Here is a 14,691-nt window from a genome sequence, read left to right as displayed (position 1 = left end):
TCAGGATTCGTAATTCGCGCGGACAAGTTCGTCGAGCAGGCGCACGCCGAAGCCCGAACCCCAGGACTGATTGATTTCATCGGTCGGCGAGCCCATGGCCGTGCCGGCGATGTCGAGATGGGCCCAGGCCGTGTCCTTGACGAAACGCTTCAGGAACTGCGCCGCCGTTACGGAGCCGCCGTGCCGGCCACCGGTGTTTTTCATGTCGGCAAATTTGCTGTCGATCATTTTGTCGTATTCCTTGCCGAGCGGCATGCGCCACAGGCGCTCGTGGGTCGCGGTACCGGCCGCAAGCAATTGCTCGGCCAGCCGATCGTCGTTCGAGAACAGCCCGGCATAATGATTGCTGAGCGCCACCATGATGGCACCGGTCAGCGTCGCGAGATCGATCATCAACTGCGGTTTGAAGCGATCGCTGCAATACCACAGGGCGTCGCAGAGGACGAGTCTGCCTTCGGCATCGGTGTTGATCACTTCGATCGTCTGCCCGGACATGGATGTCACGATATCGCCGGGCCTCTGGGCACTGCCGTCCGGCATGTTCTCCACCAGTCCGAGAATGCCGACAGCATTGACGCTCGCCTTGCGCGCGGCAAGGACGTGCATGAGACCGGTCACGGCGGCCGCGCCGCCCATGTCGCCTTTCATGTCCTCCATGCCGGAGGCGGGCTTGATCGAGATGCCGCCGGTATCGAACACGACACCCTTGCCGACGAAGGCGAGCGGCTTGTCCTTCGCCTTTCCGCCCTTCCATTGCATGACGACCAGGCGCGGCGGTCTGGAGGAGCCCTGCGCGACGCCGAGCAGCGCGCCCATGCCGAGCTTCTTCATGTCCCGCTCGGTCAGGATTTCAACGTCGACGCCGAGCTTTTCGAGTTCCTTTGCCCGCGCGGCAAACTCCACCGGACCGAGGACGTTTGCCGGCTCGTTGACGAGATCGCGTGCGAGAAATACCCCTTCGCCGATCGCCTGGGCGGTCGCGAAAGCCTTCTTCGCCGCAATCACGGTGCCGGTGACGATCGTCACCTTGATTGGCTTTTGCGCCGTCTTCGGCTCGTCGTCCGATTTCCTGGTCTTGTAGCTCTCGAAGGCATAGGCGTTCATTTCCATGCCGAGGGCGAAGTCCGCGGCCGCCTTGCCGGTGACGTCGATACCCGGTGCATCGAGGAAGATCGTGACCTTTTCGGCGGAGCGCAGCTTCGCGGCCGCCGCGCCACCGGCCTTCAGCCAGTCATGGTCGCGCACCGCGGCCGCATCGCCGACGCCAAGAAGAAGGATCCGGTCGGCCGGCGAGCCGTGCGGCGCGATGACGTCGAGGGTCGAGAGCGCCTTGCCGGTGAACTTGCCGATCTTTGCCGCCTTCGCGAGAACGCCTTCCGGATCGGCGACCGCCGCTCCGGCTGCTTCCTTGGCGCCCGCGGCCTGCAGGAGGACCGCGACGCCGCCGGTCGGACGATGGGACTTGCTGAAAGTGAACTCGAATTTCATCGGCATGCAGGGCTCCGGGCACTTCTGATGTGGTTGCCGCCGGCCTGTTACCGGACGGCTACACTGGCGGACATTCTCGATGTCGGCCATGGTCAAAGCTGTGGCGCGCACCCTTCTCGCTTTTGAGGCGCTTGGCAAGATGGCCGCACATGTTTACATGCGGTTAACCGCAGTTCTTCGTCTTATATTTTCCTTGTTGTTTCAGATTCTGACAGCGAGGCGAAACGAAGACCGGTCCGATCGGCTGGCGAAGCGCAGCAACGCGCCGGCAGCGGAACGGCACTGAAACTTGAACAGGATCTTGGACCGTATACGGACATGAAGCTGATCGAACGCTACATCTTCCGGCGCGCCGCGATCATGTTCCTCGCAACGCTCCTGCCGCTGCTCGGCATCGTGTGGACGACGCAAGCGCTCACCAACGTGAACCTCGTCACCGACAGCGGCCAGTCCATCCTCGCCTTTCTGAAGCTTGCGACGCTGATCCTGCCCTCGGTCGTTCCGATCATCCTGCCGTTCGCCCTAGTGATCGGCGTCACGCAAACGCTGAGCGCCATGAACACCGATTCGGAGCTCACCGTTCTCAGTGCGGCCGGCAGTTCCCGCATGTCGATCATCCGGCCGGTGATCTATCTCGCCGCCGGGCTCAGCGTGCTGTCCTTCACCATAGACAATTTCGTCGAGCCCTATTCGCGCGTCGCCGTGCGCAAGATGATCGCGACGGCCCATGCCGATCTGCTCGCTTCTGTCGTGCAGGAAAACGCCTTCCGCAAGGTGACCGACGGGCTCTACGTGCAAGTGGGTGCCCGCCGCAGCGGCGGCGTTCTTCACGGCATCTTCGTCGCCGATGCGCGCGATCCAAATTTCGAGCTTATCTACTATGCGCGCGAGGGGGCGGTCGACGAGGAGCGCTCGGCGCTCGTGATGAAGGACGGCGAGGTCCATCGCAAGCTGCCCGACGGCAACGTCTCGGTGATCAAGTTCGACTCCTATGCCTTCGACCTGACGGACATGACCAGGATGGCCGGCGAGGCCAACATCCGCGCCAAGGATCGCGACCTCTTCTACCTGCTCAATCCCGATCCGGAAGACCCGGCCTACAAGAGAGCTCCCCTGACCTTCACGGCGGAACTGCATCGGCGCTTCACCGAGTGGACCTTCCCGCTGCTGTTCGGCCTCATCGCACTCGTCGTCAGCAGTGACGCCCGCTCCCACCGAGAGGCCCGCGTGCACCCTATGATCAGCGCGCTCGGCGCCGCGCTGGTCATTCGCTGGATGACCTTCTACGCCGGCAACAGCGCGGAAGATTCGCTGTGGTTCGTGCCGCTCATGTATTTGATCCCGCTGGCGACCGGCGCGTTCGCCATACACCAACTCGCCAGCAATAGCCGCCTCGACATACCGACGACGTGGCAGGAAAAGCTTTCGGACATCATGATTCGGCTTCGGCTCATGCGCCCGGCAGGCGCCGACGGGGAGCAGCCATCATGATCCTCGACACGCTCGGACGCTACTTCTTCAAGCGCTACGCGATCACCACCTTCTGGTTCCTCGTCGGCATCTTCACGCTGATCTTCATCATCGATTTCAGCGAACTCACCAGCCGCATGTCGAACTTGCCGCACTATTCGGTCACGGGTGCGCTGCTGATGACCGCGTTCCGCATTCCGACGATCCTGCAGCAGACCGTCCCCTTCGTGGCGCTCTTTGCCGCCATGGCTGCGCTGATCTCCCTCAACCGGCGCTATGAGCTGGTCGTCACGCGAGCGGCCGGCATTTCCGTCTGGCAGTTTCTTCGCCCCTTCGTTCTGGGCGCGTTTCTTTTCGGCGTGCTCGCCGTGATCGCGCTGAACCCGCTTTCCGCCTGGGGAACGAAGAAGGCCGAAGCCCTCGAGGCCGAATGGGGCTCGTCCCGTTCCGCCGCAACGAACTCGGTCCCGTGGCTACGCCAGATCTATAATGGCACCGATACGATCATCGGCGCGCGCTCCGTCCAGAACGGCGGCACGGAGCTTATCAACGTGACCGTCATCCACTTCGATCCACAGGGCACGATCACCAGCCGACAGGATGCCAAGTCGGCGAAACTCGAAGATGGTTACTGGCTTCTTAACAACGTCGTCGAAACCGAGATCGGGCGGCTGCCGCGTCGTTTGGAAACGGCACAGCTTCCCACCAATTTGAAGGCGGATTTCGTGCAGGAACGCTTGGCAAAGGCTGATTCTATTCAGTTTTTTGACCTTCCGCGGAAAATCGAGGTGGCCCGGTCCTTCGGCTTTTCCACCAACGCGATGGAAACGCAGTTTCATTCGCTCCTGGCGTTGCCGCTGCTTCTCGTCGCGATGACGCTGATCGCCGCCTGTGTGTCGCTAAAATTTAGCCGGTTCAACCAATCGCGTTCGGTGATTCTCGGTGGAATCCTTTCGGGCTTCGTGCTTTATGTCGTCACCGTGCTTGTCAAAGCATTCGGGAGCAGCGGCATCGTGCCTCCGTTCGTTGCAGCCTGGCTACCGGTTGTTGTAGCGATGGCGCTGGGCTCGACGATTCTACTGCATCAGGAGGATGGCTAGTGGCGGTAGGCAACCGCGAACGCATGAAGCTTATCAGAGCTGCCCTGCTTGCAGGCGTGGCGCTGCATACCCTTGCCATCGGAATGGATGCGCCGGCCTTGGCGCAGGACACAGCAACGCGAATCGACGAGCTGCAGCCGAACATTCCGGCTGACGCCAAACTCCTGCTGACGGCCAACGAACTTGTGTACAACCGCGACGCGGAAATCGTAACGGTGCGCGGGAACGTCCAGATCGAGTACGGCCGCTACAAGATGGTGGCCCGCCAGGTCGATTATAATCAGAAGACCGGCCGTATCCTTGCAACCGGCGATATCCAGTTGGTCGAACCCGGCGGCAATGTCGTCTATGCCGACAGGATGGATGTCACAGACGATTTCGGCGACGGTTTCGTCGAGGCACTCAGGATCGAGACCACCGATCTGACGCGACTGGCGGCAGAGACGGGCGAGCGACGCGGCGGCGAGGAATTCATCCTCAACAAGGCCGTCTATACGGCCTGTACGCCCTGCAATATCAAGCCGGAACACCGCTCTCTCTGGCACATCAAGGCCCAGCGCATCGTCCAGAACGGCCGCACGCGCACGATTCGGCTGGAGCATGCCTATTTTGAGCTCTTCGGCAAACCGATCGCCTATATTCCGGTGATGGAAATCCCGGATCATACGGTCAAACGCAAGAGCGGCTTTCTCTTCCCGCAGTTCCGCTACACGCAGAAGCTCGGCGCCGGTGTAGGCGTACCCTACTACTGGGCGATCTCGCCCTATATGGACGCGACGATCACGGCGACCGGGCTGACGCGCCAGGGCTTCCTGCTCGAGGGCGAGTTCCGCCAGCAGTTTCACAATGGTCTGCACACGCTGAACGTCGCCGGCATCAGCCAAATGGACAGAGAGGAATTCACGGCCGGTACCGTCGACGCGCTGGAAACCAATCGCGGCATGATAGGCTCGCGAGGCAAGTTCGAAATCAATCCTCGCTGGACCTTCGGCTGGAACGTGCTCGTCCAGTCGGACAACAACTTTGCCAGGACCTATGACCTGCAGGGCTTCGACAGCAGCACCTATGTCAATCAGGCCTATCTTACGGGCCTCGGCAAGCGCAATTATTTCGACCTGCGGGCATTCTATTTCGACATCCAGGACGCCGATCCCGACAGCATCGAGGAAAACCAACAGCCAATCGCTCAGGTCCTCGACTATTCCTACACCGCGCCGGGCCCCGTTTTCGGCGGCGAACTCACCGCCGATTTCAACCTGACGAACGTCAAGCGCAACCGTCTCGACCGCGACACGACGGTATTCGGCGTCGATCGCTTTCGCGGGCTCGAGGGCACGTCGCACAGGCTGACCGGCGAGGTCGAATGGAAGCGCACCTTCATCGCGCCCGGGGGCCTCGTGCTGACGCCGCTGCTTGCGGCACGCGGCGATGCCTTGGGGGTCAATGTGGACGATCCTGTCGGCTATACCGGCAACTTCAATAGCAGCGATGCGGTTACACGGCGCATGCTGACCGCCGGACTGGAGGCGCGCTATCCGATCCTCTTTGCCGGTGAAGGAAGCACCCACATTCTGGAGCCGATCGGCCAGATCTACGCACGTCCCGACGAACAGTACGCCGGCGGGCTACCGAACGAAGACGCGCAGAGCTTCGTCTTCGACGCAACCAATCTCTTCGATCGCGACAAGTTCTCAGGATACGACCGCATCGAAGGCGGCACGCGCGCCAATGTCGGCTTCCGCTATACCGGCAGCTTCGACAACGGCTACAGCCTGCGCGCCATTGCCGGCCAGTCCTTCCATCTCGCCGGCCTGAACTCCTTCGCGACGGACGATCTCGTCAAGGTCGGCGCGGATTCGGGGCTCGAGACCGACAGCTCCGACTATGTCGCAATGGTTGGCATCGACGCACCCTCCGGCCTGATGGCGAGCCTCTCGGGCCGGTTGGACGAGAGGGACTTCGACCTGCGCCGTGCCGATGCGACGGTCGGTTATCTCGGCTTGAACTGGCAGGCCGCGTTTACCTATACGCGCATCGAGGCACAGCCGCTTTACGGTTCGAACTCTGACCAGGACGAAATCCAGACGGCGGCCGCTTATCGATTCCACGACTATTGGTCCGTATTTGGCGCGCTGACCTATGACATCAACAACGGCGTGGTCTCGCGCAACGGGCTCGGCATCACCTATGACGACCAGGACACGCTGTTCTCGATCGTCTACAAGCAGGAGCGCGACCCCGACAATTCGGTTGCGAACGACTGGTCGATCGGCGCCCGCATCAGCTTCCGCACACTCGGTGACATCAATGTCGGCGAGACCAGGTTCGAGGAGCTGGATTATTTCTAAGACCGAGGCAAGCCTTCCGCCTTGCCCGTCTCCCCTGCGGCATCGAAGAGAGCGCGGCTGCAGCCGCCGCGTTCCCGTTTGATTGTGCGGTCTTGTCATCGTTTGGCCGCATGTATTATGCATTTGCCTCCAATTGACACCGGAAGGCGCGGGCTGACGGAACGGCAGGCGGTCGCGGGCAGCTTTGGCGCGGGGGGACGAGTAGGGAAATGAAAATGGGCGGGAAAAACTCGATGGTGCGGGCGCTCTCGGCACTGGCCTTGGCCGGGGTGCTGAGCATTGCCGCGAATACGGCTGTGAGGGCCGCGAGCGAGGTCAAGGTGATCGTCAACAACACCGTGATCACCTCGGGCGACATCGCGAAGCGGGCCGCCTTTCTCCGTCTTCAACGACAGGGCGGCGGCGCGGCCGAAGCAAAGCAGCAGCTCATCGACGAAACATTGAAACGCGCCGAAATCGCGCGCGTCCAGCAATCCGTCAGCACGAGCGACGTCGACGCGGCCTACGCACGCTTTGCCGCCGGAAACAAGCTTTCACCGGAACAACTTGGCAAGATCCTTGAGCAGGCCGGCGTCGGCGTCGATCATTTCAAACAGTACATCGCCGTGCAGATGAGTTGGCCGCGTGTCGTTAACTTCCGCTACGGCAGCGCTAATCGCCTTTCCGGCGGCGACCTCGTCAAGCGTATGATGGAAGGCGGCGGCAACAAGCCGGTGACGACGGAATACTTCCTCCAGCAGATCATTTTCGTCATCCCCGAATCCAAGCGAGGCGCGATCACGGCAAAACGACAGGCCGAAGCGAATGCGTCACGCTCGCAATTCCCCGGCTGCGAAACATCCAAGGCCTTCGCGGCCAACTATCGTGACGTCTCGATCCGCAACCTCGGTCGCTTGCTGGCGCAGCAATTGCCGGAGGAGTGGAAGCCGCTCGTCGAAAAAGCGGGAGACGGCATGACGACCGGGACGCGCGTCACCGAGAAGGGCGTGGAATATCTGGCAATCTGCAAAAAGCGGCAGGTCAACGACGACACCGCCGCCGAGATCGTCTTCCGCGCCGAGGATCTCGGCAAGAAGAAGGCGGGCGGGCAGGATCCGAACAGCGAGAAGTACCTCGAAGAACTGCGTGAAAAGGCGCAGATCGTCAACAAGTAAGCGGGCCATCATGAATGAGACGCGCGTCAGGCCGGTCGCCCTGACGATGGGCGATCCGGCCGGGATCGGGCCGGATATCAGCCTTGCCGTGTGGGCAAAACGGACCGAGCGGGCGACGCCGCCGTTCCTCTTCATCGGTGACCCAGCGGTACTGTCGGCGCGCGCCAAGATGCTCGGTCAGACGGTGCCGATCCGCGAAACCGATAGTTTCGAAGCATTCTCCGTTTTCGAGCAGGCCATCCCCGTATGGCCTATCCCCTGCCCCGCCCCTGTTGTCGCCGGCCAACCGGATGCGGCGAACGCTTCTGCCGTAACCGGTGCGATCGACACGGCCGTGCGGCTCGCAATGAGCGGCGAGGCTTCGGCGGTCGCCACCAATCCGATTGCGAAGGCCGTACTCTACCAGGCGGGCTTCCGCTTTCCGGGCCACACGGAATATCTCGCCGAACTTGCGGCGCAAGCGACGGGGGTCGCAGCCTTGCCGGTGATGATGCTTGCGGGACCGAAGCTGCGCGCCGTTCCTGTCACCATCCACATTCCGCTGAAAAACGTTCCGAAAGCGCTGACGCCGGACCTGATCTACCGAACCTGTACGATCACTGCCACCGACCTTAAGAGCCGCTTCGGCCTGCCGAAGCCCAGGCTGGCGGTTGCCGGCCTCAATCCACACGCGGGCGAAGGGGGAGCGCTCGGCCGCGAGGACGACGCCGTCATCCGCCCCGTCATCGACCGTCTGCGTGCCGATGGACTGGACGTCGTCGGGCCGCTGCCGGCGGACACCATGTTCCACGACCGGGCGCGGGAGACCTATGACGTCGCCATCTGCATGTATCATGACCAGGCGCTGATCCCCGCTAAGGCGCTGGGCTTCGACGACAGCGTCAATGTCACCCTCGGCCTACCATTCATCCGGACTTCGCCGGATCATGGCACCGCTTTCAGCCTGGCCGGGAAAGGCGTCGCACGCGAGGACAGTCTTCTGGCAGCCCTGCGGCTCGCCGCCGAGCTTGCCGGCAATGCCGAAGGAGCAAACCGCTGATGGCGGCACTCGACGGTCTGCCGCCGCTGCGCGACGTCATCCAGCGCCATGGTCTCGACGCGAAGAAGGCGCTCGGACAGAACTTTCTGCTCGATCTCAACCTGACCCAGAAGATTGCGCGCACCGCCGGTCCACTCGCGGACGTGACCGTCATCGAAGTCGGCCCCGGTCCGGGCGGCCTCACGCGCGCGATCCTCGCACTCGGCGCCAGAAAAGTGGTGGCGATCGAACGCGACGCGCGCTGCCTGCCGGCGCTCGCCGAGATCGGCTCCCATTATCCGGGAAGGCTCCAGGTCATCGAAGGCGACGCCCTGAAGGTCGACTTCGAGGCGCTTGCCGACGGCCCGGTACGCATCATCGCCAACCTGCCCTATAACGTCGGCACACAGCTTCTCGTCAACTGGTTGCTGCCCGAGCGCTGGCCGCCTTTCTGGCAATCCATGACGCTGATGTTCCAGCGCGAGGTCGGCCTCAGGATCGTCGCCGGTGCCGATGACGACCACTACGGACGGCTCGGCGTTCTCTGCGGCTGGCGGACGAAAGCACGTCTCGCATTCGACGTGCCGCCGCAGGCCTTCACGCCGCCGCCGAAAGTCACCTCGACGGTCGTCCATCTCGAGCCGATCGAGAATCCAATCCCTTGTTCCGCCGCGTCCCTAGAGAAAGTGACCCAAGCTGCCTTCGGCCAGCGCCGCAAGATGCTCCGCCAGAGCCTGAAGCCCGTCGGCGGCGAGGCGCTGCTCGCAAGGGCGGACATCGACCCGCAGCGGCGCGCGGAAACGCTCACCGTCGAAGAATTTTGCCAATTGGCCAATTGCCTTTGAAGCGCGCGGCTGGCAGCCTCAGAATGGATTTTCCGTCAACAATCCGTTGACGAATTCGAACAGGCCGGGACGGCGGTCGCGGCGCAGGCGCTCGGCTTCCACGATCGCGCGCACGGCCGAGAAGGCGCGGTCGAGATCATCGTTGACGACGATGTAGTCGTATTCCCGCCAATGCTCGATTTCCGCACGTGAATTGGCGAGCCGCGTCGCGATGACCTCTTCGCTATCTTCGGCGCGCCGGTGCAGCCGAGACTGCAGCTCGGCCATGGAGGGCGGCAGGATGAAGATCGAGACGACGTCGCCGGCCATCTTTTCCTGCAACTGCTGGGCGCCCTGCCAGTCGATATCGAAGAGCATATCGCGACCTTCGGCCATTGCTTTCTCGACGGCATCGCGCGGCGTGCCATAGAAATTGCCGTGCACTTCCGCCCATTCGAGCAGGGAATCCGTCGCTCGCAAGGCTTCGAATTCACGGATCGTCTTGAAATAATAGTGTCGCCCCTCGATCTCGCTCGGTCGCCGCTGACGCGTCGTCACGCTCACCGAAATGCTCAATTCCGGGTCCGCTTCGAGCAGGTTGCGCGCAATCGTCGACTTCCCAGCGCCCGATGGCGACGAAATCACGAGCATCAGCCCGCGGCGGGCGATCTTGATGGGCGAAACGGTCGCCGGCTTCATATGCTACTCCAGATTCTGAACCTGTTCGCGGAACTGGTCGATCACGACCTTCAGCTCGATACCGGCGGCGGAAACGGCGGCGGCATTCGACTTCGAGCAGATCGTATTCGATTCGCGGTTAAATTCCTGTGCAAGGAAATCGAGCTTGCGCCCAACCGGCCCCCCTCTCGTCAGAAGATCGCGCGCGGCCGCGATGTGCGAGCCGAGTCGGTCGAGTTCTTCTCTGAGGTCGGCCTTCGTCGCAAGCAGGGCCACCTCCGCATGCAGCCTTTCGCGGTCTACGGAGGATGCGTTGTCCATGATGAGGGCGACCTGCTGCGCCAGCCTATCGGCGATGGCCGACGGGCTGCGGGACGGATCGTTTTCAACGGTCGCCGTCAGTTGCTCGATGCGATCCACCTGCGCAAGCAGAACTTGGCCGAGTGCTCTGCCCTCCTCCTCACGCATCGACCTCAGATCGGCCAGGGCGAGTTCCAGGCCGACGAGGACCTCGGCGTCGCGCACCGCGCGCTCGCTCTCGCTCTCCTCGGGTTCACGAAAATCGACGATGCCACGAAGCGAAAGCAGCGTGTCGAACCTGAGCGGCGCCGGATCGACGAAATCGCCGAGTTGCTCGCGAAGCTTAAGGACCGCGGCCAACGCCTCCCTGTTGACGACCGCCTGGACAGTCGTTTCCGCGCCGTTGAGCGACAGGCCGATCTGCAGGTTGCCGCGGGAGAAGTATTGTGAAGCAAGGCGTCGACAGTCGGGCTCGAAGCGCTCGAGGCCGGGCGGCAGGCGAAGCCGTAGATCTAGCCCCTTGCCGTTGACGGAGCGCAGTTCCCAGACCCAGCGATAGCGGCCGCTGCTCCCCTCTCTCCTGGCAAAGCCGGTCATCGATTGGAGCGGCATGGTTTCCTCCATTCGCTGCTGCGTGCTTCCTGAAATCGGGAACATGCAGGATCCAAAGTGCTGCAGCGACTTTTTGCGTCCGGTAAGTCGCGGCGCTGCAGTTGCAGTTGCAATAAGGTGGCGGCGCGGCATCCCGCAAGGGATATCCGCGCCGCGATCACGTCGTCCACATGCGACCTTTGTTACTGGGCTCCGGTCTGCGTGACGGCATCCTGGGCCGCCTTGGCCGCCTCCGCCGCCTTTTCGGCCTCCAGCTTTCGCCAGCGGCGGACATTAGCATTGTGCTCCTCCAGCGACTCGGCGAAGACGTGCCCACCCGTACCGTCGGCGACGAAATAGAGCTCAGGCGTACGCGACGGATTGGCGACGGCTTCAAGTGCTGCCCGGCCCGGATTTGCAATCGGCGTCGGCGGCAGCCCCTTGATCAGATAGGTGTTGTAGGGCGTCATCTTGTCCAGGTCCGACTTCAGGATCGCCCGGTCGGCCGGCTTGCCCTCGCCGCCGAAAATACCATAGATGATCGTCGGATCCGATTGTAGACGCATGCCCTTCTCCAGCCGATTGATGAAGACGGAAGCGACGCGCGGCCGCTCGTCGGCACGCCCCGTTTCCTTTTCGACGATCGAGGCAAGCGTCACGAATTCGTCGATCGTCGAAACCGGCAGATCCGGATCACGCTTCTCCCAGATCTGCTCGACCAGCGCCTTCTGTGCAGCGATCATCTGCTGGACGATCTCGGCGCGTTTCGTGCCGCGCGTGAACTTGTAGGTGTCCGGCCTGAGGAAGCCCTCGGGCGGCAGCTCAGTCGGCAGGTCGCCGACGAGCACAGGATCATCGGCGAGCTTGCGGAACATCTGCTTCACCGTCAGCCCTTCCGGCAGCGAGACGGAATAGAGGATGGACTTGCCGGATTTCAGGAGCTGCATGATCTCCTGCATCGAGGAGCGGGCCTTGATCTCGTACTCGCCGGCCTTCAGCGTCTCGTCGTCAAGATAAGCCTCGGAGACGAAGCGAAAGACGCGGCTGTCGGTAATGATCTCGTTGCGCTCGAGGCCTGCGGCAATTTCGCTGATGCCGGCGCCGCTGCGAACGATGAAATTCTTGTTCGCCTCCAATGGACCGGGCTTCTCATATTCGTGCATCGCGTAATAGACCGCGCCGGCGGCTGCGAGAGCCACGAATACGATCACCGTCATGACGAAGTTCAAGAAGATGACGACCTGGCTGCGCGCCTTGCGCGATCGCTTGGGAGGCTGCGGAACCTTTTCCGGCCGCAACGCCTCGTTTGCCGATTTCGGAATGATCGGCCCATTGCTCCCGGCTTCATTGCGGCCGAATTGTGCCGCGCTGTTATCGTTTGAGTCGCTCACGATTATCCCGAATCCGAAATCCGCAACCTCACTCCTACCACCGCCGGTGCGAATTTCGGCTTAGACCGGCGGCCAGTGTGACGTGATACTGCATGGATATGGAGACGAACCATGCAGCGATTCAAAGTGTTGCAGCAATTTAGCACGTCCGGCGGACGCGCGGCGCTGCAGAGCAACGGGTATACTTGCAATTATCAGATGTGCCTTGCGCGAACATAGCCCTTCGGCGGCGGCGCTGAAAGCGCCACCACCTCCTCCTCCGACAGCTTGTAGCGAGCATTGCGGCAAAAAGCAGGATCGCGACCGGTGCTGATGCGGGGGACGAAAACTGCGCGCGACTTTGCGCCCGCATTCCCCGCCGCCCCCGAAGCCGGCGCGATCCAGATAGTCAATTGCCGGTGTAGCGGCGCAGAATGAGCGAGGCGTTGGTGCCGCCGAAGCCGAATGAGTTCGACAGCGCCACGTTGATTTCGCGCTTGCGGGCGACATGCGGAACGAGGTCGATCCTCGTCTCGACCGAAGGATTGTCGAGATTGAGGGTGGGCGGAGCGATGTTGTCGCGAATCGCCAACGCCGAGAAGATGGCCTCGACCGCGCCGGCCGCGCCGAGAAGATGCCCAATCGCGGACTTCGTGGAAGACATGGAGATCTTCGGTGCATTGTCGCCGACCAGCCGCTCGACCGCGCCGAGCTCGATCGTGTCGGCCATGGTGGAGGTGCCGTGCGCGTTGATGTAGTCGATGTCGGCGGCGGTGATGCCCGCACGCTTCAGCGCCATCTGCATGCAGCGGTAGGCGCCCTCGCCGTCCTCGGACGGAGCAGTGATGTGGAAGGCGTCGCCGGACAGGCCGTAGCCGATGACCTCGGCATAGATCTTGGCGCCGCGTGCCTTGGCGTGCTCCAATTCTTCCAGAATGACGATGCCCGCGCCTTCGCCCATGACGAAACCGTCACGATCGGCATCATAGGGCCGCGACGCCTTTTCGGGGTTGTCGTTGTGCTGGGTCGAGAGCGCCTTGCAGGCAGCAAAGCCCGCGAGCGAAATGCGGCAGATAGGCGATTCGGTACCGCCGGCAACCATCACGTCTGCATCTCCGAGCGCGATCAGGCGGCTCGCGTCGCCGATCGCATGCGCACCGGTCGAGCAGGCTGTTACCACCGAATGGTTGGGACCTCGCAACCTATGGCGAATGGAGACTTGGCCGGAGGCGAGGTTGATCAGGCGGCCGGGAATGAAGAAAGGCGAAATGCGGCGCGGGCCCTTGTCACGCAGCGTGTAGCCGGCGTCGACTATGCCCTCGAGGCCACCGATGCCGGAGCCTATCAGCACGCCGGTCGCGATCTGGTCCTCATCGCTCTCGGGCTTCCAACCGGCATCGGCGAGCGCCATGTCCGCGGCAGCCATCGCATAGACGATGAAAGGATCGACCTTACGCTGCTCCTTGGGCTCCATCCAATCGTCGGCATTGAAGGTGCCGTCCGAGCCATCCCCGAAGGGAATGCGGCAGGCAATCTTGGCGGGGAGGTCTTCGACCTCGAACTCGGTGACCTTGCGGGCTGCGTTCTGGCTTGCCAGAAGACGCGACCAGCTGACTTCGGTTCCGCAACCCAGAGGAGATACCATGCCGGTACCGGTGATAACGACACGTCTCATAACCCGTGACCCACCCTGGCTGTTCAATTCAAGCGCCGGGTCGGGCCACGCGTGATGATCCCGATCCGTGCAAGCATTGTAAATCTCGTTAATGACGATCAGAGGGAAAGGCGGGAACGCTTTGCTGATCGCAACCCGCAATCAACGCGGGCCAGCCCACTTCCCCAGGGCTGCACGGGCCGCAGCTGCGGCCCGTGGTGGCCTGAGCCGTAAAGGATCAGGCCTGAGCTTTTTCGATGAACTTGACGGCGTCGCCGACGGTCAGGATCGAGTCCGCTGCGTCGTCCGGGATTTCGACACCGAATTCTTCTTCGAATGCCATGACCAGTTCGACCGTGTCGAGCGAGTCCGCGCCGAGGTCATCGATGAAGCTTGCGCCTTCACTGACCTTTTCGGCATCGACGCCAAGATGATCAATAACAATTTTCTTCACGCGTTCTGCGATATCGCTCATGTCGGAGATCCTCGACCTTATGTTTCTTTGCGGCGCCGATTCCGGCACCGGTACTCTCAATCACGCCTGATAGACCAAGATGGCCCAACGGGCAATCCATCCAACCGAAACCGCGGATACCTAGGGCAGCAAGGGCTGCCGGATGCCTGTCCGGACCGGTCGACTGCGCACAGTCAAGGCCCGATTAACACGGTTTAAGTCTGTCGCAAAGTGCGAAAATG

The 14,691-nt window shown here is 62.2% G+C and carries 13 protein-coding genes; 7 read left to right on the top strand and 6 right to left on the bottom strand.

All coding sequences use genetic code 11. The annotated features are described in order from the left end of the window. Complete coding sequence (locus AYK65_RS05815; RefSeq protein WP_081158030.1) at positions 1-1,494, bottom strand: leucyl aminopeptidase; 1,494 nt, start codon at positions 1,492-1,494, stop codon at positions 1-3. A 73-nt stretch (positions 1,495-1,567) separates the two neighbouring features. Here AYK65_RS05815 and AYK65_RS05810 point away from each other — a divergent pair, with 73 nt between their 5' ends. The 7 genes from AYK65_RS05810 (at position 1,568) to rsmA (ending at position 9,423) form a co-directional block, all read left to right on the top strand. Next, positions 1,568-1,774 (top strand): hypothetical protein, encoded by a 207-nt coding sequence (locus AYK65_RS05810; RefSeq protein ID WP_244559949.1) that lies wholly within the window; start codon positions 1,568-1,570, stop codon positions 1,772-1,774. A 32-nt stretch (positions 1,775-1,806) separates the two neighbouring features. Then, on the top strand, positions 1,807-2,979 hold the full coding sequence (gene lptF, locus AYK65_RS05805) for an LPS export ABC transporter permease LptF (RefSeq protein ID WP_026612627.1): 1,173 nt from the start codon (positions 1,807-1,809) through the stop codon (positions 2,977-2,979). Beyond that, positions 2,976-4,058 (top strand): LPS export ABC transporter permease LptG, encoded by a 1,083-nt coding sequence (lptG, locus tag AYK65_RS05800; RefSeq protein ID WP_026612628.1) that lies wholly within the window; start codon positions 2,976-2,978, stop codon positions 4,056-4,058. Before lptF ends, lptG begins: the two co-directional genes overlap by 4 nt. Next, a complete protein-coding gene (locus AYK65_RS05795) occupies positions 4,058-6,406 on the top strand; it encodes an LPS-assembly protein LptD (RefSeq protein WP_026612629.1) in 2,349 nt (782 codons plus the stop codon). Before lptG ends, AYK65_RS05795 begins: the two co-directional genes overlap by 1 nt. A 209-nt stretch (positions 6,407-6,615) precedes the next feature. Continuing rightward, positions 6,616-7,560, top strand: coding sequence for a SurA N-terminal domain-containing protein (locus AYK65_RS05790; RefSeq protein ID WP_081158029.1), 945 nt, complete (start codon positions 6,616-6,618; stop codon positions 7,558-7,560). Positions 7,561-7,570: 10 nt separating this feature from the next. Further along, on the top strand, positions 7,571-8,599 hold the full coding sequence (pdxA, locus tag AYK65_RS05785) for a 4-hydroxythreonine-4-phosphate dehydrogenase PdxA (RefSeq protein ID WP_081158028.1): 1,029 nt from the start codon (positions 7,571-7,573) through the stop codon (positions 8,597-8,599). Continuing rightward, positions 8,599-9,423, top strand: coding sequence for a 16S rRNA (adenine(1518)-N(6)/adenine(1519)-N(6))-dimethyltransferase RsmA (gene rsmA, locus AYK65_RS05780; protein ID WP_081158027.1), 825 nt, complete (start codon positions 8,599-8,601; stop codon positions 9,421-9,423). Before pdxA ends, rsmA begins: the two co-directional genes overlap by 1 nt. Before the next feature lie 18 nt (positions 9,424-9,441). On the opposite strand, the gene gmk is transcribed toward rsmA, so the two are convergent. The 5 genes from gmk to AYK65_RS05750 all read right to left on the bottom strand — a co-directional run bounded on the left by gmk (position 9,442) and on the right by AYK65_RS05750 (position 14,470). Then, complete coding sequence (gene gmk / locus AYK65_RS05775) at positions 9,442-10,101, bottom strand: guanylate kinase (RefSeq protein WP_026612633.1); 660 nt, start codon at positions 10,099-10,101, stop codon at positions 9,442-9,444. A 3-nt stretch (positions 10,102-10,104) separates the two neighbouring features. Continuing rightward, positions 10,105-10,992: a YicC/YloC family endoribonuclease gene (locus AYK65_RS05770; RefSeq protein WP_081158076.1), complete on the bottom strand. Its 888-nt coding sequence runs from the start codon at positions 10,990-10,992 to the stop codon at positions 10,105-10,107. Between the two features lie 182 nt (positions 10,993-11,174). Further along, positions 11,175-12,362 (bottom strand): endolytic transglycosylase MltG, encoded by a 1,188-nt coding sequence (gene mltG / locus AYK65_RS05765; RefSeq protein ID WP_081158026.1) that lies wholly within the window; start codon positions 12,360-12,362, stop codon positions 11,175-11,177. 388 nt (positions 12,363-12,750) lie between these two features. Continuing rightward, on the bottom strand, positions 12,751-14,016 hold the full coding sequence (gene fabF / locus AYK65_RS05755) for a beta-ketoacyl-ACP synthase II (RefSeq protein ID WP_046118360.1): 1,266 nt from the start codon (positions 14,014-14,016) through the stop codon (positions 12,751-12,753). A 217-nt stretch (positions 14,017-14,233) separates the two neighbouring features. Beyond that, entirely contained in the window at positions 14,234-14,470 is a 237-nt protein-coding gene (locus AYK65_RS05750; RefSeq protein ID WP_003531676.1) for an acyl carrier protein, read from the bottom strand. Between the last annotated feature and the right edge of the window lie 221 nt (positions 14,471-14,691).

Source organism: Ensifer aridi, assembly GCF_002078505.1.
In the GTDB taxonomy this organism is placed as follows: domain Bacteria; phylum Pseudomonadota; class Alphaproteobacteria; order Rhizobiales; family Rhizobiaceae; genus Sinorhizobium; species Sinorhizobium aridi.
Note: the sequence above shows the minus strand (reverse complement) of the source record. Positions and strands in the feature narration are given on the sequence as shown.

Excerpts from the sequence above, each read along its gene's own strand:
- AYK65_RS05815 (WP_081158030.1), bottom strand. The coding sequence starts at position 1,494 with ATGCCGATGAAATTCGAGTTCACTTTCAGCAAGTCCCATCGTCCGACC.
- AYK65_RS05810 (WP_244559949.1), top strand. The coding sequence starts at position 1,568 with ATGTCGGCCATGGTCAAAGCTGTGGCGCGCACCCTTCTCGCTTTTGAG.
- lptF (WP_026612627.1), top strand. The coding sequence starts at position 1,807 with ATGAAGCTGATCGAACGCTACATCTTCCGGCGCGCCGCGATCATGTTC.
- lptG (WP_026612628.1), top strand. The coding sequence starts at position 2,976 with ATGATCCTCGACACGCTCGGACGCTACTTCTTCAAGCGCTACGCGATC.
- AYK65_RS05790 (WP_081158029.1), top strand. The coding sequence starts at position 6,616 with ATGAAAATGGGCGGGAAAAACTCGATGGTGCGGGCGCTCTCGGCACTG.
- pdxA (WP_081158028.1), top strand. The coding sequence starts at position 7,571 with ATGAATGAGACGCGCGTCAGGCCGGTCGCCCTGACGATGGGCGATCCG.
- rsmA (WP_081158027.1), top strand. The coding sequence starts at position 8,599 with ATGGCGGCACTCGACGGTCTGCCGCCGCTGCGCGACGTCATCCAGCGC.
- gmk (WP_026612633.1), bottom strand. The coding sequence starts at position 10,101 with ATGAAGCCGGCGACCGTTTCGCCCATCAAGATCGCCCGCCGCGGGCTG.
- AYK65_RS05770 (WP_081158076.1), bottom strand. The coding sequence starts at position 10,992 with ATGCCGCTCCAATCGATGACCGGCTTTGCCAGGAGAGAGGGGAGCAGC.
- fabF (WP_046118360.1), bottom strand. The coding sequence starts at position 14,016 with ATGAGACGTGTCGTTATCACCGGTACCGGCATGGTATCTCCTCTGGGT.
- AYK65_RS05750 (WP_003531676.1), bottom strand. The coding sequence starts at position 14,470 with ATGAGCGATATCGCAGAACGCGTGAAGAAAATTGTTATTGATCATCTT.